At 60.9% G+C, this 19,885-nt stretch carries 13 protein-coding genes; 5 read left to right on the top strand and 8 right to left on the bottom strand.

Going from position 1 to position 19,885, the window contains the following annotated elements; genetic code table 11:
• Window positions 1-2: 2 nt before the first annotated feature.
• The 8 genes from xylB to G9Q84_RS15695 form a co-directional block, all read right to left on the bottom strand.
• Complete coding sequence (gene xylB / locus G9Q84_RS15730; RefSeq protein ID WP_181643670.1) at window positions 3-1,484, bottom strand: xylulokinase; 1,482 nt, start codon at window positions 1,482-1,484, stop codon at window positions 3-5.
• Window positions 1,485-1,623: 139 nt separating this feature from the next.
• Entirely contained in the window at window positions 1,624-3,105 is a 1,482-nt protein-coding gene (locus G9Q84_RS15725; protein ID WP_181643669.1) for a mannitol dehydrogenase family protein, read from the bottom strand.
• A gap of 18 nt (window positions 3,106-3,123) precedes the next feature.
• The gene (locus G9Q84_RS15720; protein WP_095185869.1) at window positions 3,124-4,227 is read right to left on the bottom strand and encodes an ABC transporter ATP-binding protein; all 1,104 of its coding nucleotides are present in this window, start codon (window positions 4,225-4,227) and stop codon (window positions 3,124-3,126) included.
• A gap of 23 nt (window positions 4,228-4,250) precedes the next feature.
• Complete coding sequence (locus G9Q84_RS15715) at window positions 4,251-5,081, bottom strand: carbohydrate ABC transporter permease (RefSeq protein WP_032886872.1); 831 nt, start codon at window positions 5,079-5,081, stop codon at window positions 4,251-4,253.
• A gap of 10 nt (window positions 5,082-5,091) precedes the next feature.
• Entirely contained in the window at window positions 5,092-5,982 is an 891-nt protein-coding gene (locus G9Q84_RS15710; protein WP_050442832.1) for a carbohydrate ABC transporter permease, read from the bottom strand.
• 154 nt (window positions 5,983-6,136) lie between these two features.
• Complete coding sequence (locus G9Q84_RS15705) at window positions 6,137-7,420, bottom strand: ABC transporter substrate-binding protein (protein WP_401381034.1); 1,284 nt, start codon at window positions 7,418-7,420, stop codon at window positions 6,137-6,139.
• A 217-nt stretch (window positions 7,421-7,637) separates the two neighbouring features.
• Window positions 7,638-8,543, bottom strand: a complete 906-nt coding sequence (locus G9Q84_RS15700) for an AraC family transcriptional regulator (RefSeq protein ID WP_099602877.1) — start codon at window positions 8,541-8,543, stop codon at window positions 7,638-7,640.
• Window positions 8,544-8,616: 73 nt separating this feature from the next.
• The gene (locus tag G9Q84_RS15695; protein WP_181643667.1) at window positions 8,617-9,906 is read right to left on the bottom strand and encodes a glycosyltransferase; all 1,290 of its coding nucleotides are present in this window, start codon (window positions 9,904-9,906) and stop codon (window positions 8,617-8,619) included.
• A 158-nt stretch (window positions 9,907-10,064) separates the two neighbouring features.
• Here G9Q84_RS15695 and tpx point away from each other — a divergent pair, with 158 nt between their 5' ends.
• The 5 genes from tpx to G9Q84_RS15670 all read left to right on the top strand — a co-directional run bounded on the left by tpx (window position 10,065) and on the right by G9Q84_RS15670 (window position 19,756).
• On the top strand, window positions 10,065-10,565 hold the full coding sequence (tpx, locus tag G9Q84_RS15690; protein WP_032886866.1) for a thiol peroxidase: 501 nt from the start codon (window positions 10,065-10,067) through the stop codon (window positions 10,563-10,565).
• Between the two features lie 230 nt (window positions 10,566-10,795).
• Entirely contained in the window at window positions 10,796-12,094 is a 1,299-nt protein-coding gene (locus G9Q84_RS15685) for an MdtA/MuxA family multidrug efflux RND transporter periplasmic adaptor subunit (protein ID WP_181643666.1), read from the top strand.
• The gene (locus G9Q84_RS15680) at window positions 12,091-15,192 is read left to right on the top strand and encodes an MdtB/MuxB family multidrug efflux RND transporter permease subunit (protein WP_032886863.1); all 3,102 of its coding nucleotides are present in this window, start codon (window positions 12,091-12,093) and stop codon (window positions 15,190-15,192) included. Before G9Q84_RS15685 ends, G9Q84_RS15680 begins: the two co-directional genes overlap by 4 nt.
• On the top strand, window positions 15,189-18,296 hold the full coding sequence (locus tag G9Q84_RS15675) for an efflux RND transporter permease subunit (protein ID WP_181643665.1): 3,108 nt from the start codon (window positions 15,189-15,191) through the stop codon (window positions 18,294-18,296). The genes G9Q84_RS15680 and G9Q84_RS15675 overlap by 4 nt, the downstream gene beginning before the upstream one ends.
• Window positions 18,293-19,756, top strand: a complete 1,464-nt coding sequence (locus tag G9Q84_RS15670) for an efflux transporter outer membrane subunit (RefSeq protein WP_032886861.1) — start codon at window positions 18,293-18,295, stop codon at window positions 19,754-19,756. Before G9Q84_RS15675 ends, G9Q84_RS15670 begins: the two co-directional genes overlap by 4 nt.
• Window positions 19,757-19,885: the final 129 nt, after the last annotated feature.

Genomic DNA, 19,885 nt, shown 5'->3' with positions numbered 1-19,885 from the left:
TCTTAAAAGGTTGCCACGTGCTGTTGATAGCGTTCGTAAGCCAGTTGATAGGCGCTGACATGGGCCGCCACCGGCAGGGTACGGCTGGCCGGGTCGACGCTCACGCATTTGTCGCAGAGGCTGGCCAGGGATTCGCCGGATTGGCTCCACGCAGCCTGGATCGCCGCGCCGAGGGCGGCGGCTTCGCTTTGTTCGGTGCAGATCACTTCGGTGTTCATGATATCGGCGACCATCTGCCGCCACACGGGGCTTTTCGAGCCGCCGCCGATCAGGCGGATACTCTGGCTTTGCAGGCCGGTCTGGCGCAGCAGGTCCAGCCCGTAACGCAGGCCGAAGGTGGTGCCTTCAACCACGGCGCGGCACAGGTTGGCGCGTGTCAGGTTGGTCATGGTCAGGCCGTGCAGGCTGCCAGTGGCGTGGGGCAGGGCGGGTACGCGTTCGCCGTTGAGGAACGGCAGCATGCTGACGCCGTCGGCGCCAATCGGCGCTTGCTCGACCAGGCTGTTGAACGCGTTCAGGTCCAGTTCGAAGAGCTCGCGTATCACGCCTGTGGCGTTGGTCAGGTTCATCGTGCAGATCAACGGCAACCAGCCGCCGCTGGATGAGCAGAATGTGGCGACCGACGCTTGGGGGCTGACGTTGGGTTGGTCCGAAAACGCATAGACGGTACCCGATGAGCCCAGGCTCATGGTGATCACGCCGGGCGCGATATTACCGGTGCCGATCGCGCCCATCATGTTATCGCCGCCGCCGCTGGCGACGATGGCGTTGGGGTTGATGCCCAGGCGCTCGGCGATGGCAGGCAGGATGCTGCCCACGGTTTGATCGGCTTCGATCAGTTGCGGTAAGGCTTGTTCCAGGCGACCACTGGGGTCGATGTGCTTGAGCAGTGCCACATCCCAGTCACGGCTGCGCACGTTGAAATAGCCGGTGCCGGACGCATCGCCGTATTCTGCGACGGCACGGCCGGTGAGCCAGTAATTGAGGTAGTCGTGGGGCAGCAGGATATGGGCGATTTGCTTGAAGATGTCCGGGTGTTGTTCGCGGGTCCATAGCAGCTTGGACACGGTGTAGCCCGGTGCGATGGCCACGCCCAGCCGTTCGAGTGAACCGCTTTCGCCGCCCAGATGTTGCAGCAGGCGGTCGTTCTCCGGCGCGGTTTCGGTGTCGCACCACAGCTTGGCCGGGCGCAAGACCTGGCCTTGGTCATCCAGCAGTACCAGCCCGTGCTGCTGGCCGGAAACCCCAATACCAAGGATGTCCTGGCCGTCCACGCCAGCCTGTTGCAGGGCGCGGTGGGTGGCTTCGGTAAAGGCGTCCAGCCATTCCTGGGTGTGCTGTTCGCGACGGCCATTGGCGCCGCTGATCAACGTGTGCGCGGCGGCGCCCAGGCCCAGCACCTTGCCGCTGGAGGCGTCGAGGACGATGGCTTTGGTGCCTTGGGTGCCGCAGTCGATGCCGAGGAACAGGTTTTGCTGGGTCATGATGGTGTGCTCAGCAGTGTTATTTTTTTTGGATTGGCAACCCGGTCCAGTGTGGGAGGGGGCTTGCTCCCGATGGCCGTGGGTCAGTGAAAGATATTTGACTGACACACCCTCATCGGGGGCAAGCCCCTTCTCACATTTAAACCGGTTTCTTCAGGAGGTGCTTCAGGGTAGTGGTGACGCCGTTATCACGCAGACTCTCATAGCACCGCTCGAACGCTGCCACAAACGCCGGCGAGTTGGGAATAGCCGTGCCAAAAATCTCTTCTACGCCCAGTAGGCGTTTGCTGATCAGCGCATCGTCAGTCACCAACCCCTGGCAGAATTCCGCCCGCGGATCGGGGATTTTGTAGCTCACCCCATTCTCATCCACGCCCTTCAAATACAAGGCCCAGGCTGCGACGACCAGCGCCGCGCGCTCTGTTTCACGCCCATCGGCAATCAGATGATTGATGGTCGGCACGGTGAACTTGGGAAACTTCGACGAGCCGTCCGAACACACGCGCTCCAACTGGTCGGCAATCGCCTGGTTGGAGAAGCGATCCACCAGCGTCTGCTTGTAGTCGGTCAGGTCGATGCCCGGTACCGGCGCGAGGTTTGGCGTGACGTCGAGGTCCATGTAGGCACGCATGTAGGCTACGAACAGCGGGTCGTTCATGGTCTCGTGCACAAACCGATAACCCTTGAGAAACCCCAGGTAGGTCAGGGCCAGGTGGCTGCCGTTGAGCAAACCGATCTTCATCTCTTCATAGGGCGTCACATCGTCGGTGAACTGCACGCCGACCTTTTCCCACGCCGGGCGGCCGTTGACGAATTTGTCTTCCAGCACCCACTGCACGAAGGGTTCGCACACCACTGGCCAGGCATCGTCAATGCCGTGTTCATCGTGCAATTGCAGGCGGTGGGCGGTGCTGGTCATGGGAGTGATGCGGTCGACCATGGCATTCGGGAAGCTCACATTGGCTTCGATCCAGTCATGCAACTCGGCATTGTGCAGGGCGGCAAACGCCAGCAATGCCTTGCGCGTGACGGCGCCGTTGTGGGGCAGGTTATCGCAGGACATCACGGTGAACGCGGGAATGCCGGCGGCGCGGCGTTGGGTCAGCCCCGCGCAGATAAAACCGAACACGGTTTTCGGCGCCGTGGGGTGCGCCAGGTCGTGCTGGATCTGGGGCAGGTGGGCCATGAACTCGCCGTTGCTGTCGTCGATGCAGTAACCGCCCTCGGTGATGGTCAGCGAGACGATGCGGATTTCAGGGCTGGCGAGCTTGTCGATCAGGGCTTGGGCGCTGTCTTCGGCCAGCAGCATGTCGCTGATGGCTCCGATTACGCGCACTTCGGTGTCGTCGGTGTCGCCCAGTTCATACAGGGTGAACAGGTAGTCCTGGCCGGCCAGGTCGTCGCGGGCCTTGCGGTCCTCGGCCCGCAGTCCGACGCCGCAGATGCTCCAGTCCAGGCCTTCACCGGTGTTCATCAGCGCATCGGTGTAATACGCCTGATGCGCGCGGTGGAAGCCGCCGACGCCGATATGGGCGATGCCCTGACGGGTGTCGGCAATGGCGTAGGCCGGGATTTTCACCTGCTCAGCCAGTTGCGTGAGGTTCTGTGTGTTCAATTTCATAACGTAATACTCGCGAAATCAGGCGGCAGCGCGCAGTGGACGGGCCACGGCCACGCCATCAGTGTCGAACAGATGGCAGTGCGCCGGGTCCAGGTGCAGGTGCAGGGTTTCACCGTACTGGCTGGCCATGTCGCCGCGGATGCGCATGGTCAACGGCTCGCCGTTGGCGGTGTTGACGTGGCAGAAGGTGTCACTGCCCAGGCGTTCGCCGACGTCGGCGGTGACGGTCAGGGTGGTTTGGCCAGGCGACGCGATTTCCAGGTGCTCCGGACGAATGCCCAGGGTGACCGCGCTGCCGACGCTCAAGGTCGGACCACTGAGCGGCAGGTTGATCAAGGTGCCGGCGTCCAGTTGCACTTCGCAGGTCTGGGACTCGACACGCGTGACCTTGCCCTTGAGGAAACCCATTTTCGGCGTGCCAAGAAAGCCCGCCACAAACAGGTTCGCGGGTTGGTGATACAGCTCCAGCGGCGAACCTACCTGCTCGATACGGCCGCTGTTGAGCACCACCACCTTGTCGGCCAGGGTCATGGCTTCGACCTGGTCGTGGGTCACGTAGATCATGGTCGCCTGCAGTTCTTTATGCAGGCGCGCCAGCTCCAGGCGCATTTGCACACGCAGGGCGGCGTCGAGGTTGGACAGTGGTTCGTCGAACAGGAAGATCTTCGGGTTGCGCACAATGGCGCGGCCAATCGCTACGCGCTGACGCTGGCCACCGGAGAGTTGCTTGGGCTTGCGCTCCAGCAACGGGCCCAGTTCGAGGATGCGCGCCGCTTCGTTGACCTTGCTCTCCACCAGCTTCTTGTCGACGCCGGCCAGGTCCAGGGCAAACGACATGTTTTTGCGCACGCTCATATGCGGATACAGCGCGTAAGTCTGGAACACCATCGCCAGGTCGCGCTTGGCCGGGGTCACTTCGGTGATGTCGCGGCCATCGAGTTCGATGGTGCCTTCGGTAACTTCTTCCAGGCCGGCGATCAGGCGCAGCAGGGTGGACTTACCGCAGCCCGACGGGCCGACGAAGACCACGAACTCCTTGTCGTTCACTTCCAGGTCGATGCCTTTGATGATCGAGAAACCTTCGAAGCCTTTTTGCAAATTCTTGATTTTGAGGTTGGCCATGATGGGCCCTCCGCTAGAAATTATTATTTAACTGCGCCGAAGGACAAACCGCGCACCAGCTGTTTCTGGCTGATCCAGCCAAAGATCAGGATCGGCGCACAGGCGAGGGTCGAGACGGCCGACAATTTGGCCCAGAACAAACCTTCGGGGCTGGAGTAGGAGGCGATCAGCGCGGTCAACGGCGCCGCGTTCGATGAGGTCAGGTTCAGCGACCAGAACGCCTCGTTCCAACACAGGATCAGCGACAGCAACACCGTGGAAGCGAGGCCGCCCTTGGCGATCGGCAGCAGTACCCGGACCATTTCCTGCCAGAGGGTGGCGCCGTCCAGGCGTGCGGCTTCGAGGATGTCTTTGGGGATGTCTTTGAAGTAGGTGTAAACCATCCAGACCACGATCGGCAGGTTGATCAGGGTGTAGATGATGATCAGCGCAATGCGCGTATCCAGCAGGCCAAAACTCTTGGCCAGCAGGTAGATCGGCATCAGCACGCCTACCGGCGGCAGCATCTTGGTGGACAGCATCCACAGCAGCGTGCCCTTGGTGCGCTTGGTTTCGTAGAACGCCATGGAGTAGGCCGCCGGCACCGAGATCAGCAGGCACAGGGCGGTAGCGCTGAAGGAAATCAGCACCGAGTTCCAGGCATAGCTGAAGTAGTTGCTGCGCTCGTTGATGTGCAGGTAGTTCTCCAGCGTCGGCGTGAAGATGAACTGCGGCGGCGTGGCGAACGCATCGATTTCGGTCTTGAAGCTGGTCAGCACCATCCAGAAGATCGGGAAGAAAATCAGGATCGCGATGGCCCAGGCCAACGTGCCGAGCAACAGGCTTTGCAGGCGGCGGGATTGTTGAAGCGTCATGGCGCGGCCCTCAAGGCTTGTCAGTCAGGTTTTTGCCGATCATCCGCACCAGGATGATCGCCGCGATATTGGCGATGACCACGGCAATCAAGCCGCCGGCCGAGGCCATGCCCACGTCGAATTGCACCAGCGCCTGGTTGTAGATCAGGTAGGCGAGGTTGGTCGACGCATAGCCGGGGCCACCGTTGGTGGTGGTGAAGATTTCGGCGAATACCGAGAGCAGGAAGATCGTTTCGATCATCACCACCACGGCAATCGGGCGGGCCAGGTGGGGCAGGGTCAGGTGCCAGAAAATCGCAATGGCGCCGGCACCGTCCAGACGTGCCGCTTCCTTTTGTTCCTGGTCGAGGGACTGCATGGCGGTCATCAGCAGCAGGATCGCGAAGGGCAGCCATTGCCACGACACAATGATGATGATCGACAGCAGCGGGTAGTGCGCCAGCCAGTCAACAGGTTCTGCGCCAAAGAACTTCCACACGGCAGCGAGGATTCCCGACACCGGGTGAAAAATCAGGTTCTTCCAGATCAGCGCACCGACGGTGGGCATGATGAAGAACGGAGAAATCAGCAACACCCGCACCAGGCCGCGACCGAAGAATTCACTGGCTTCCAGCAGCGCGCTGATCAACACGCCGAACACCACGCTGATCAGCAATACGCTACCTACCAGCAACAGGGTGTTGGAGGCACCGGGCAAGAAGCCCGAGTCAGTGATGAAGTAGGTGAAGTTCTCCAGCCCCACGAATTGGTTTTCGCCGGGGTAGAGCAGGTTGTAGCGGATCAGGGAAAAGTACAGGGTCATGCCCAGGGGCACGATCATCCAAAGCAACAGCATGGCGACCGAGGGCGTGACGAGGAACCAGCCGGGGTTGGCCAGGCGGTTTTTGGGTGCTGTATTCATGATAATCAAGGCCATTGCGAAGCAAGGATCGGAATGCGGTCAGGATGGGAGAGGGCTTGCCCCCGATAGCGGTGTATCAGTCACTGAATCATCAACTGGTAGATGGCTATCGGGAGCAAGCCCCCTCCCACATTTGACTGTGGTGAGACCAGGGTTATTTGGGGTAACCCGCCCGCTTCATTTCACGCTCGGTGGTGGTCTGCGCGGCGGTCAGTGCAGCATCGACCGTTTGCTGACCGGTCAGCGCACCGGAGAAGAACTTGCCGACCTGGGTACCAATCGCCTGGAACTCAGGAATGGTCACCAACTGGATACCGATATACGGCACCGGCTTGAGCGTCGGTTTGGTCGGGTCGGCGACTTTCAGCGATTCCAGGGTCACCTTGGCGAACGGTGCAGCCTTCATGTACTCGTCGCTGTAGGTCGACTTGCGTGTGCCAGGCGGTACGTTGGCCACGCCGTCGGTCTTGGCAACCAATGCGCCATATTCCTTGGAGGTTGCCCAACTGGTGAACACCTTGGCGGCGTCCTTGGCCTTGGAGCTGGTCGGGATCGCCAGGGACCAGGAATACAGCCACGAAGTGCCTTTGTCGGTCTTCTCGTGGGGCGCGAAGGTGAAGCCTACGCTGTCGGCCACCTTGCTTTGGGACTTGTCGGTGACAAACGAGCCGGCCACGCTGGCGTCGACCCAAATTGCACACTTGCCGCTGTTGAACAGCGCCAGGTTTTCGTTGAAACCGTTGCTGGACGCACCCGGCGGGCCGGATTTCTTCATGTTGTCGACGTAGAAGTTAAGCGCGTCTTTCCATTCGGGGCCGTTGAATTCAGGCTGCCACTTTTCATCGAACCACCGCGCGCCATAGCCGTTGGCCAGGGTGGTGATCAGCGCCATGTTTTCACCCCAACCGGCTTTGCCGCGCAGGCACAGGCCGTATTGCTCTTTGGTTTTGTCGGTGAGTTTGGCCGCGAATTCGCTGATCTGGGTCCAGGTCGGATGCTCGGGCATGGTCAGTCCGGCGTCCTTGAACAGGTCGGTGCGGTAATACGTGATCGAGCTTTCAGCGTAGAACGGCAGGGCGTACAGCGAGCCTTTGACGGACAAACCGTCACGCACAGAAGGGAAAACGTCGTCGAGGTCGTAGGAAGCCGGAAGATCCTTCATCGGTTCCAGCCAGCCTTTGGCGCCCCAGAGTGCGGCTTCGTACATGCCAATGGTCAGCACGTCGAACTGTCCGCCTTGGGTGGCGATGTCGGTGGTCAGGCGTTGGCGCAGCACGTTTTCTTCGAGCACCACCCAATTCAGCTTGATCTCTGGATGCTCGGCCTCGAAGGTCTTCGAGAGCTTTTGCATGCGGATCATGTCGCTGTTGTTGACGGTGGCAATGGTCAGGGTCTGCGCGCCAAAGCTGACGGCGCTGAGGGTCATGCAGGTTGTCATGCAGGTGGAGACAAGCAGTGCTTTTGCTGTGAACTTCATCGCGCACTCCATTTCCGCGCCCAGGGGCTACAGAAGGACAGTTATTGTTGTTGTGTCTTCCTACGAGGAGTCAGGAAGAGTGTGCGTTGATTACAGCCTTCAAATGGGGTTGTGACAAATCCTTGGGAGCACTTGGACTGATACTTTTTTGCACTCGGTCACACAGCCGTTGAAACCTTCAAGCCAGGTTCTGCTCGGTCAGCCGTTGCACCGCCAGGCGCCGGTAGTGGGAAGGGGTCATGCCCTTAAGCTGCTGAAAACGTCGGTTGAAGTTGGAGATATTGTTGAACCCCGACTCAAAGCACACATCGGTGACGGCCTTGTCGCCATCTGCCAGTAACTCGCATGACTTGCTGATGCGCAGTCTGTTGACGAATTCGATAAATGTGCGCCCGGTGGCCTGCTTGAACACCCGGGAAAAATACGTGGGCTTCATGCCCAAGTGTTCCGCCACTTCCTCCAGCGGCAACTCCCGCGCGTAGTGGGCGAAGATGTAATCCACCGCCCGGTTGGTACGGTCGATGCTGTGTTCATCGGCCAGTTGCGGCGTGGTCACGCCGGACAGCAGTTGGTAGTCCTCACAGGTACTCAACACTTCCAGCAAGATAAAGAAGTGCCCCAGGCGCGCCATACCCTGCGCGTCCTCGATGCGTTGCATCAGGGTCATGGCCTGGGCAATGGTCTTTCTGCAACGAAACTCGATGCCGTACTGGGCACGTTCCAGCAGTGGGGTGAGGGTTTTCAGCTCGGTGAAGATATGGCTGCCGTTTTCCAGTAATTCATCGGTGAAGTTCACCAGCATGTCGCGCTTGGGCACCACCTCGTCTTCTTCCACCTGGCTGATCCAGTTATGGGGCAGGTTGGGGCCGGTGAGGAAGAGGCTTTCAGGGTAGAAATTACCGATGTAGTCGCCGATAAACACCTTGCCCGAGCTGGCGACGATCAGGTGCAGTTCGTATTCCTTGTGGAAATGCCAGCGCACCAGCGGACAGGGGAAACCATGCTGGCGATAGATGATGGACAGACCATTGTGATCGTCCATCAGCTCGTAGGAAGGGTCGGTGATTCGCGCTGCTCGGGTCATGCTGCCGTCGCTTTTATTGTTGGTTGCGACCCGAATAATGCCCCCTTGCGCGCGACCCTGCCAGCGTCGGTGTTTACAGCACGCGGTTTTTTGCCTCGATCCACTGGGACATGTACTGGGTACTTTTGTGGGCGTGATGGCGCAGCATGCTGCCGGTAAAGTTGTCGCGACGATGGGCGGCGAGGTGGCGACGGCAGTGCTCCAGACATTCCACCAGCGCAGGCCCGTGGACGTTCTGGTCATAGCGGCGGGCAATCAACTGGCGGCCGTCTTCCTGGGCCTGGGTCCAGCGCTCGCGGTCCTGATACAAAGCCACGGCAGCGGCGGCCAAGGCAGGCGCGCTGGTTTCGATCATGCCGGGCCATGGTTGCTCATCGCCCATGGCCTCGGCGCCGATCGGCGTGCTGATGCTCGGCGTACCGCACAACATCGCGTCCGCCAGTTTGCCCTTGATGCCCGCGCCGAAGCGCAGGGGGGCCAGGCAGAGGCGTGCTGCGCTCATCACCTGTAGCGCATCTTCAGCCCAGTTCATCACATGAAAGCCCTGGGCCGGGTTATGCAGGGCGGTGGCCTTGGGTGGGGTGTAAGCGCCATAGATATGCAGCTGCGCGCCGGGTAATTGTTGTCGAATCAGCGGCCACAGGCTGTTCTTCATCCACAGCACAGCGTCCCAATTGGGCGCGTGGCGGAAGTTGCCGATGCTGAGGAAATGCGCGCGGTCGTCAAACGGGACGAAGTTTTCGGTCACGGGCTCCAGCATCAGCGGGCACCAGTGGAGCAGGGCGGCCGGCACCTTGAACTGCTCGGTCAGGAGGCGCATTTCCACGTCGGAGATCATCAGGTTGATGTCACAGCGGTAAATCGCCGCGATCTCGCGCTTGGCCACGTCGGTGTCGGCCATCAGTTGGAACTCATCTTCCAGGGCGGGCGCAAACAGAGCGCTGAAGTCGTCGCTGTCGGGATGGGTCTTAAGGTGGTTCTTGAGCCGTTGCTGGCGAGCGTCGCGCAGGCTTTGCAGGTCGCAGGTTTCCAGCACGCGCAATGCGTTGGGGCAACACTTCTCCACGCGCCAGCCGAACTGCTCTTCCATCATGAAACGGTCGAACAGCACGATATCCGGAGCGAACTCGCGGATAAAGTCGTCGAAACTGCTGTTATTGAGCTCGATGGCGCATTCGGCAATGCCCAGGGCGAGCAGGTCGGCTTTGTGCTCGCCGAGTGCAGCAGGGCTGCTGAAGGTAATGTCCCAACCTTGTGTAAGAAAGGTCTCAAGAATCTGCATCATATGCCCGCCAGCGGCCGAAGAACGCGGCTCCGGCCAGACATAACCAATGACCAGAACTTTGGTGGCAGGCGGATTCATCGACGACGGTTTCCTTTAAGGGCAGGCGAAAAGCGCGCAATTAAACCACAACCTGTGGGCATGACAATTTGTGTCTGGCGGTAGGTAGGCACGGCACTTTGTGGTTAACTTCCGCCTCTCGAATTCGTTTAACTAAACCCAGCATAAGGATTCTGTTCATGGCTCAAGTCACCCTTAAAGGCAACGCGGTCAAGGTTGAAGGCGAATTGCCGCAAGTCGGCACCCAGGCTCCAGACTTCATCCTGACTGCCAACGACCTGTCGGACGCCACCCTGGCGACCTTCGCCGGCAAGCGCAAAGTGCTGAACATCTTCCCAAGCGTTGATACCCCGACTTGCGCGGCGTCGGTTCGCAAGTTCAACGCCCAGGCCAACGAACTGAACAACACCGTTGTACTGTGCATCTCCACCGACCTGCCATTCGCCCAAGCACGCTTCTGCGGCTCCGAAGGCCTGGAAAACGTGAAGAACCTGTCGGATTTCCGCGATCCTGCTTTCGCTCAGGACTTTGGCGTGGCAATCGCTGATGGCCCGCTGCGCGGCCTGACCGCCCGCGCCGTGGTGGTTCTGGACGAAAACAACAACGTCCTGCACACCCAACTGGTTTCTGAAATCGCTGAAGAACCAAACTACGAAGCTGTTCTGGCTGTTCTGAAGTAACTGTTTGCGTGGATGCTGTCGTTTTGCAGTAACACGCGTGATACATGATTGCGGCCTGGCCTAGTCCAGGCCGTTTTCATTTGTGCTTCAGACGTTTAGGCAAATAGCCGACGGACTAGACCCAGACGTTAAAAGTTGTAAGTCCAAGGTAAATAGCCGGTAAAGGCGCTTTTCTTAATGCGCCCCAGTGCTTATCTTTCAGCCTCCCAAAGAAGAAGCTCTCGCGCCCAATGGTTGATCATTCCATGCAATCCTCCCCCCGCAACTCCCGTCGTTGGCTGTTCGGCCTGCTTGTGCTGCTGGTTATCGCCGGTCTGTGCTGGAAATTCTGGCCCGGCGGCGCGGCCCAAAAAGACGCACCGGCCGGGCACACCAGCAAAACCGGCATGGCACGCCCTGGTTTCGGCGGTTCCACGGGCCCGATACCGGTGCGCGTGGCGCCGGCGGTGTTGGGAGAGTTTCCGGTGTACTACAAGGCATTGGGCACTGTTACCGCGCTCAACACCATTAATGTACGCAGCCGGGTGGGCGGGGAATTGATGAAGATCGCCTTTGAAGAAGGGCAGATGGTCAAGGCCGGCGATCTGCTGGCCGAGATTGACCCGCGCAGCTACCAGAACGCCTTACTCCAGGCCCAGGGCACGCTGATGCAGAACCAGGCCCAGCTGAAAAACGCCCAGGTCGATGTGGAACGCTATCGTGGGTTGTATGCCCAGGACAGTATCGCCAAGCAGACCCTGGACACCGCCGAAGCGCTGGTCCTGCAATACCAAGGCACGGTCAAGACCAATCAGGGCGCGGTCGACGACGCCAAGCTCAACCTTGAATTCACTAAGATCCGCGCGCCGATCGCCGGTCGCGTCGGCTTGCGCCAGCTCGACGTCGGCAACCTGGTGGCCGCCAACGACACCACCGCCCTGGCCGTGATCACCCAGACCCAGCCGATCAGCGTGACCTTTACCCTGCCGGAAAACACCCTGGAAACCGTGCTCGCCCGTTACCACGCTGGCAACAAACTGCCCGTGGAAGCCTGGGACCGTGGCGACGTGAAACAGCAGGCCGTCGGCGTGTTGCAGAGCCTGGACAACCAGATCGACGTCACCACCGGCACTCTGAAATTCAAGGCGCGTTTCGATAACAAGGACAAAGCGCTGTTCCCCAACCAGTTCGTCAACGTGCACCTGCTGGCCGACACCCTGCACAACGTGCTGCTGGCGCCGTCCGCCGCGATTCAGTTCGGCAATGCGGGCACCTTTGTCTACAAGCTTGATGGCGACAAGAAGGTCAAGGTACAGCCCCTTGTGGTCGGTGATACCGACGGTGAAAACACCGTGATCAAGGAAGGCTTGGTCGCTGGCGACCGTGTGGTGCTGGAAGGCACCGACCGCCTTAAGGAAGGCAGCGAAATCGAAGTGGTCAACGACAGCACTGAAGTCCCGACCACCCCGACTGAGCACCTGCAAGGCAAACCGGCAGCGAAAGGGGAGACCGGCGCTGACGCTGGCAAGGCGCAAAAGGTCGGCGCATGAACCTGTCGCGGCTGTTTATCCTTCGCCCGGTCGCCACCACGCTGAGCATGCTGGCCATTGTCCTGGCCGGCATCATCGCGTACCGCTTGCTGCCGGTCTCGGCCTTGCCCCAGGTGGATTACCCGACCATTCGGGTGATGACCCTCTACCCCGGCGCCAGCCCCGACGTGATGACCAGCGCGGTTACCGCGCCCCTTGAGCGCCAGTTCGGGCAGATGCCCGGCTTGACCCAGATGGCGTCCACCAGTTCCGGCGGCGCTTCGGTACTGACCCTGCGTTTTAACCTCGACATTAATATGGATGTCGCCGAGCAACAGGTGCAGGCCGCGATCAACGCCGCCACCAATTTGCTGCCCAAGGACCTGCCTGCGCCGCCGGTGTACAACAAGGTCAACCCGGCGGATACCCCGGTGCTGACCCTGGCTATCAGCTCCAAGACCATGTTGCTGCCCAAGCTCAATGACTTGGTCGACACGCGCATGGCACAGAAAATTGCCCAGATCAGTGGCGTCGGCATGGTCAGCATCGCTGGCGGCCAGCGTCAGGCCGTGCGGATCAAGGTCAACCCCGAAGCCCTGGCGGCTAATGGCCTGAACTTGTCGGATGTGCGCACCTTGATCGCGGCGTCCAACGTCAACCAACCCAAGGGTAACTTCGACGGCCCGACCCGGGTGTCGATGCTCGACGCCAACGACCAGTTGGTCTCGCCCCAGCAATACGCCGAACTGATCCTGGCCTACAACAATGGCGCGCCGTTGCGCCTTAAAGATGTGGCACAGATCGTCGACGGCGCCGAAAACGAGCGCCTCGCGGCTTGGGCCAATGAAAACCAGGCGGTGCTGCTGAACATCCAGCGCCAGCCGGGTGCCAACGTCATTGAGGTGGTGGACCGCATCAAGGCGTTGCTGCCGAGCATCACCGACAATCTGCCTGCCGGCCTCGACGTCACCGTCCTCACCGACCGCACCCAGACCATCCGCGCCTCGGTCAAGGACGTACAACATGAATTGCTGATCGCCATTGCCCTGGTGGTGATGGTGACCTTCCTGTTCCTGCGCCGGGTCAGCGCCACGATTATTCCGTCCATCGCCGTACCGTTGTCTCTGGTGGGCACTTTCGGCGTTATGTACCTGGCTGGGTTCTCCATCAACAACCTCACGCTGATGGCCTTGACCATCGCCACCGGGTTTGTGGTGGACGATGCCATCGTGATGCTGGAGAACATCTCCCGGTACATCGAAGAAGGCGAGACCCCCCTGGCCGCCGCCCTCAAGGGCGCCAAGCAGATTGGTTTCACCCTGATTTCCCTGACCCTTTCGCTGATCGCGGTGCTGATTCCGCTGCTGTTCATGGCCGATGTGGTGGGACGCCTGTTCCGCGAATTTGCCATCACCCTGGCGGTGGCGATCCTGATTTCCCTGGTAGTGTCCCTGACCCTCACGCCGATGATGTGCGCGCGGTTGCTCAAGCGTGAGCCGAAAGAGGCAGAACAGGGCCGCTTCTACAAGGCCAGCGGCGCCTGGATCGACTGGATGATCGAAGCCTACGGGCGCAAGTTGCAGTGGGTGCTCAAGCACCAGCCGCTGACCCTGCTGGTGGCCATCGCCACGTTGGGTCTTACCGTGGTGCTGTACCTGGTGGTGCCCAAGGGCTTTTTCCCAGTGCAGGACACGGGGGTGATCCAGGGTATTTCCGAGGCGCCGCAGTCGATTTCCTTTGCGGCCATGAGTCAGCGCCAGCAGGCGTTGGCCAAAATCATCCTGGCGGATCCGGCGGTGGAAAGCCTGTCGTCCTACATCGGTGTGGATGGCGATAACGCGACCCTCAACAGCGGACGCTTGCTGATCAACCTCAAGGCCCACGGCCAGCGCGACTTGAGCGCAGCCCAGGTAATCACGCGTCTGCAACCGGAAATCGACAAGTTGGTGGGTATCCGCCTGTTTATGCAGCCGGTGCAGGACCTGACCATCGAAGACCGTGTGAGCCGCACCCAGTACCAATTCAGCATGTCCTCCCCGGACTCTGAGTTGCTGGCGCTATGGAGTGACAAGCTGGTGCACGCCCTCGGCCAGTTGCCGGAGCTTACCGACGTCGCCAGCGACCTGCAGGACAAAGGCCTGCAGGTGTACCTGGTGATCGACCGCGATGCGGCCTCGCGCCTGGGCGTCAGTGTGTCGACCATCACCGACGCGCTGTACGACGCCTTCGGCCAACGCCAGATTTCCACCATCTACACCCAGGCCAGCCAATACCGCGTGGTGTTGCAGGCCCAGTCCGGTGAGACCCTCGGCCCGGATGCACTGAACCAGATCCATGTGAAAACCACCGACGGCGGCCAAGTGCGGCTGTCGAGCCTGGCCCGTGTGGAACAGCGTCAGGCGCAGTTGGCCATTGCCCATATCGGCCAGTTTCCGGCCGTGATGATGTCGTTCAACCTGGCTCCCGGCGTGGCGCTGGGCAAGGGCGTGGAGCTGATCAACCAGGCGCAGAAAGACATCGGCATGCCCGTGGGCGTGCAGACCCAGTTCCAGGGCGCAGCCCAGGCGTTCGAAGCCTCGCTGTCGAGCACCTTGCTGCTGATCCTGGCGGCGGTGGTCACCATGTACATCGTGCTCGGCGTGCTCTACGAGAGCTATATCCACCCGATCACCATCCTGTCGACCTTGCCTTCGGCGGCGGTGGGGGCATTGCTGGCCCTGCTGCTCAGTGGTAATGACCTGGGCATGATCGCGATCATTGGCATCATCCTGCTGATCGGTATCGTGAAAAAGAACGCGATCATGATGATCGACTTCGCCCTCGACGCCGAACGCAACCAGGGTCTCGACCCACAGACCGCGATCTACCAGGCCGCGCTGTTGCGCTTCCGGCCAATCCTGATGACCACCCTGGCCGCGCTGTTCGGTGCGGTTCCGCTGATGCTGGCCACCGGCTCCGGTGCTGAATTGCGCCAGCCGCTGGGTTTGGTGATGGTCGGCGGCCTGCTGGTGAGCCAGGTGTTGACGCTGTTCACCACACCGGTGATCTACCTGTATTTCGATCGCCTGGGTCGTCGCTGGCGCAAAGAGCCGCAAAGCCTGGAGCCGGTTGAGTCATGAACCTGTCCGGACCTTTCATCCGCCGACCGGTAGCGACCCTGCTGCTGAGCCTGGCGATCATGCTGCTGGGCGGGGTGAGCTTTAACCTGTTGCCGGTCTCGCCGCTGCCGCAGATCGACTTCCCGGTGATCGTGGTCTCGGCCAGCTTGCCGGGTGCCAGCCCCGAGGTGATGGCCTCGACCGTGGCCACGCCGCTGGAGCGCTCCTTTGGCGCGATTGCCGGCATCACCACCATGAGCAGTTCGTCGAGCCAGGGCTCTACCCGAGTGATCCTGGCGTTTGACTCCGACCGTGATATCAACGGCGCGGCGCGTGAAGTGCAGGCGGCGATCAACGCGTCACGCAACCTGCTGCCCAGCGGCATGCGCAGCATGCCTACCTACAAGAAAATCAACCCGTCCCAGGCGCCGATCATGGTGCTGTCGCTGACCTCGGACGTGTTGCAAAAGGGCCAGCTCTATGACCTGGCCTCGACCATCCTGTCCCAAAGCCTGTCCCAAGTGCCGGGTGTGGGCGAAGTGCAGATCGGCGGCAGTTCCCTGCCAGCGGTGCGCATCGAGCTGGAGCCCAAGGCCCTCGACCAGTACGGCGTGGCTCTGGACGATGTGCGCAACACCATTGCCAACGCCAACCAGCGGCGACCCAAGGGGTCGCTGGAAGACAGCGAGCGCAACTGGCAGATCCAGGCCAATGACCAGTTGGAAAAAGCCAAGGACTACGAGCCGCTGCTGATTCGCTACCAGAATGGCGCGGCCTTGCGCCTGTCGGATGTGGCGAAGATTAGCGACGGCGTTGAAGACCGCTACAACAGCGGCTTCTTCAACAACGAGCCGGCGGTGCTGTTGGTGATCAACCGCCAGTCCGGCGCCAACATCATCGAGACCGTCCGACAGATCAAGGCTCAACTGCCGGCGTTGCAGGCGGTGCTGCCGTCCAGCGTCAAGCTCAGCCTGGCCATGGACCGCTCGCCGGTCATCACCGCCACCTTGCACGAAGCCGAGATGACCCTGCTGATTGCCGTGGGGCTGGTGATTCTGGTGGTTTACCTGTTCCTCGGTAACTTCCGCGCCTCGCTGATCCCGACCCTGGCGGTGCCGGTGTCGCTGGTGGGCACTTTCGCGGTGATGTACTTGTACGGGTTCTCGCTGAACAACTTTTCGCTGATGGCGTTGATCCTGGCCACCGGCCTGGTGGTGGACGATGCCATTGTGGTGCTGGAGAACATTTCCCGGCATATCGACGATGGTGTGCCGCCCATGAACGCGGCGTACTTGGGCGCCCAGGAAGTCGGCTTTACCTTGCTGTCGATGAACGTGTCGCTGGTGGCGGTGTTCTTGTCCATTCTGTTTATGGGCGGGATTGTCACCAACCTGTTCCGCGAGTTTTCCATCACCTTGTCCGCCGCGATCATTGTGTCGTTGATTGTCTCGCTGACCTTGACCCCCATGCTCTGCGCTCGCTGGCTCAAGCCCCACGTCAAAGACCGGATGACCGGTTTGCAGCGCTGGAGCCAGAGGATCAACGACCGGATGGTCGCCGGTTATGCCACCAGTCTGGACTGGGTACTGCGCCATCGACGCCTGACCTTGCTCAGCTTGTTGCTGACCATCGGCATGAACGTGGCGTTGTACGTGGTGGTGCCGAAAACCTTTATGCCCCAGCAGGACACCGGCCAGTTAATCGGCTTTGTGCGCGGCGATGACGGGCTGTCGTTCAGCGTGATGCAGCCGAAGATGGAGACTTTCCGCAAGGCGGTGCTCAAGGACCCGGCGGTGCTTAGCGTGGCGGGCTTTATCGGCGGCAACAACGGCACCAACAACGCGGTAATGCTGGTACGCCTCAAGCCCATCAGCGAACGCAAGATTTCTGCCCAGGCGGTGATTGAGCGCCTGCGCAAGGAAGTGCCGCTGGTGCCGGGCGGGCGCCTGTTCCTGATGGCTGACCAAGACCTGCAATTTGGCGGCAGCCGCGACCAGACCAGCGCGCAGTACTCCTACATCCTGCAAAGCGGTGATCTGGCCGCATTGCGCCTGTGGTACCCGAAAGTCGTCGCTGCGTTGCGTGGACTGCCGCAACTCACCGCCATCGACGCCCGTGAAGGCCGGGGCGCAGCCCAGGTCACGCTGATTGTCGACCGCGACCAGGCCAAGCGCCTGGGCATCGACATGGACATGGTCACCGGGGTGTTGAACAACGCCTACAGCCAACGGCAGATTTCTACGATCTACGACAGCCTTAACCAGTATCAGGTGGTCATGGAGGTCAACCCCAAATACGCCCAGGACCCGATCACCCTCAACCAGATGCAGGTGATTACTGCCGATGGCGCACGGGTGCCGTTGTCGACCATTGCCCATTACGAGAACAGCCTGGCCGATGACCGGGTCAGTCACGAAGGCCAGTTCGCCTCGGAAAACATCGCCTTCGACATGGCCGAAGGGGTGACGGTGGAGCAGGGCACGGCCGCCATCGAACGGGCGATTGCCAAGGTCGGTTTGCCCGAGGACGTGATCGCCAAGATGGCCGGCACTGCCGATGCCTTCGCAGCCACCCAGAAAGGCCAGCCGTTCATGATCCTCGGCGCGCTCGTGGCGGTGTACCTGGTGTTGGGCATTCTGTATGAGAGCTACATTCACCCGCTGACGATCCTCTCGACCCTGCCGTCGGCCGGCGTCGGCGCCATGCTCGCGATCTACCTGACAGGGGGCGAGTTCAGCCTGATCTCCTTGCTGGGGCTGTTCCTGCTGATCGGCGTGGTGAAGAAAAACGCAATCCTGATGATCGACCTGGCCCTGCAACTGGAGCGTAACGACGGCTTGGGCCCCTTGGAGTCGATTCGCAGCGCTTGCCTGTTGCGTCTGCGGCCGATCCTGATGACCACGCTGGCGGCCATCCTCGGTGCCTTGCCCTTGCTGCTCGGCGCCGGCGACGGCGCCGAAATGCGTCGCCCCCTGGGCCTGACCATCATTGGCGGCCTGGTCTTCAGCCAGGTCCTGACCCTTTACACCACCCCGGTGGTTTACCTTTATCTCGACCGCGCGCGCCATCGTTTCAATAAATGGCGCGGCGTGCGTACCGATGCTGCCCTGGACACTGCGCTATGACCGATTCAACCTTTGCCAAATTGGCCATGACCCGCGGTTCCCGTGTCGCGAGCCTGGTGCTTTGCGGCGTATTGCTCAGCGCCTGCGCCGTCGGCCCGGACTACAAGCGCCCGGATGTTATCGAACCCGTGCAATTCAAGGAGGCCCAGGGCTGGCGTCAGGCCACGCCGAGTGATTCCTTGGCCCGTGGCGCCTGGTGGGAGTTGTACGGCGACCGCCAGCTCAACGACCTGGTGGTGCGCCTGAATACGGCTAACCAGACGGTGGCACAGGCCGAGGCGCGTTTTCGCCAGGCCCAGGCACTGGTGCGCAGTTCGCGCGGGGCGTTTTACCCGACGGTCGACCTGAGCGCCGGTAAAACCCGCGCCAGCCAGGGCACCGGCAGCAGCAGCGCAAGCCTCAGCAGTTCCAGCAGTGGTATCCGCGACACCCTCAACGCGCAATTGGGCGTGAGCTGGGAAGCCGACATCTGGGGCAAATTGCGCCGTGGTCTGGAAGCCAATGAAGCCAGCGCCGAAGCCAGCTCGGCGGACTTGGCGGCCATGCGCTTGAGCCAGCAATCGGAACTGGTGCAGAGCTACCTGCAATTGCGCGTAATGGACGAACAGACCCGCTTGCTGCAAGCCACGCTGGACACTTACCAGCGCTCCCTGCAAATGACCGAAAACCAATACCGCGCTGGTGTCTCCGGCAAGGATGCGGTGGCCCAGGCGCAAACCCAGCTCAAGAGCACCCAGGCGAGTCTGATCGACCTGATCTGGCAGCGTGCGCAGCTGGAAAACGCCATTGCGGTATTGATCGGCGAAGCGCCGGCCAACTTCAACCTGGCCGTGAGCAAGGACATCCCGGCACTGCCACAGATTCCGGTGAGCCTGCCGTCGCAGTTGCTGGAGCGCCGCCCGGACATCGCCTCGGCCGAGCGCTCGGTGATCGCTGCCAACGCCAATATTGGCGTGGCCAAGGCCGCCTACTACCCAGACTTGAGCCTGAGCCTGGCCGGTGGTTATTCCAGCAGCACGTACGCTGACTGGATCAGCCTGCCAAACCGCTTCTGGTCAGTGGGCCCGAAGCTGGCCATGACCTTGTTCGACGGCGGCCAGCGCTCGGCGGAAGTCGACCGCACTGTGGCGTCCTACGACGAAACTGTGGCCAAGTACCGCCAGACGGTGCTCGACGGCTTCCGTGAAGTGGAAAACTACATGGTGCAACTCAAGGTGCTGGAAGACGAGGCGGTGGTCAGTAACGAAGCGCTGGAAGCGGCGCGCGAATCCCTGCGCTTGACTCAGAACCAGTACAAGGCGGGGTTGATTGCCTACCTGGATGTGGTGACGGTACAGGCGACCGCACTCAGCAATGAACGCACGGTGTTAACGCTGCTGCAGAGCCGGTTGGTAGCCAGCGTGCAACTGATTGCCGCTTTGGGGGGCGGTTGGGATGGGCAGACGTCAATAGCCGAGTAGGCGTGAGGGGGAATAATGCTACGTGGTCAGGACTCGTTGCGCGCACTTGGTGCGGTCTTAGCCAATTGAGTCTGTAGTTGCTGAGCGAAGATCAACAGGCCAACGCGCGATAGCCGAACGAAAGGGCTC

It is taken from the genome of Pseudomonas sivasensis (assembly GCF_013778505.1).
GTDB lineage: Bacteria > Pseudomonadota > Gammaproteobacteria > Pseudomonadales > Pseudomonadaceae > Aquipseudomonas > Aquipseudomonas sivasensis.
The sequence above is the reverse complement of the archived record's forward strand: the minus strand, read 5'-3'. Positions and strand labels throughout refer to the sequence as shown.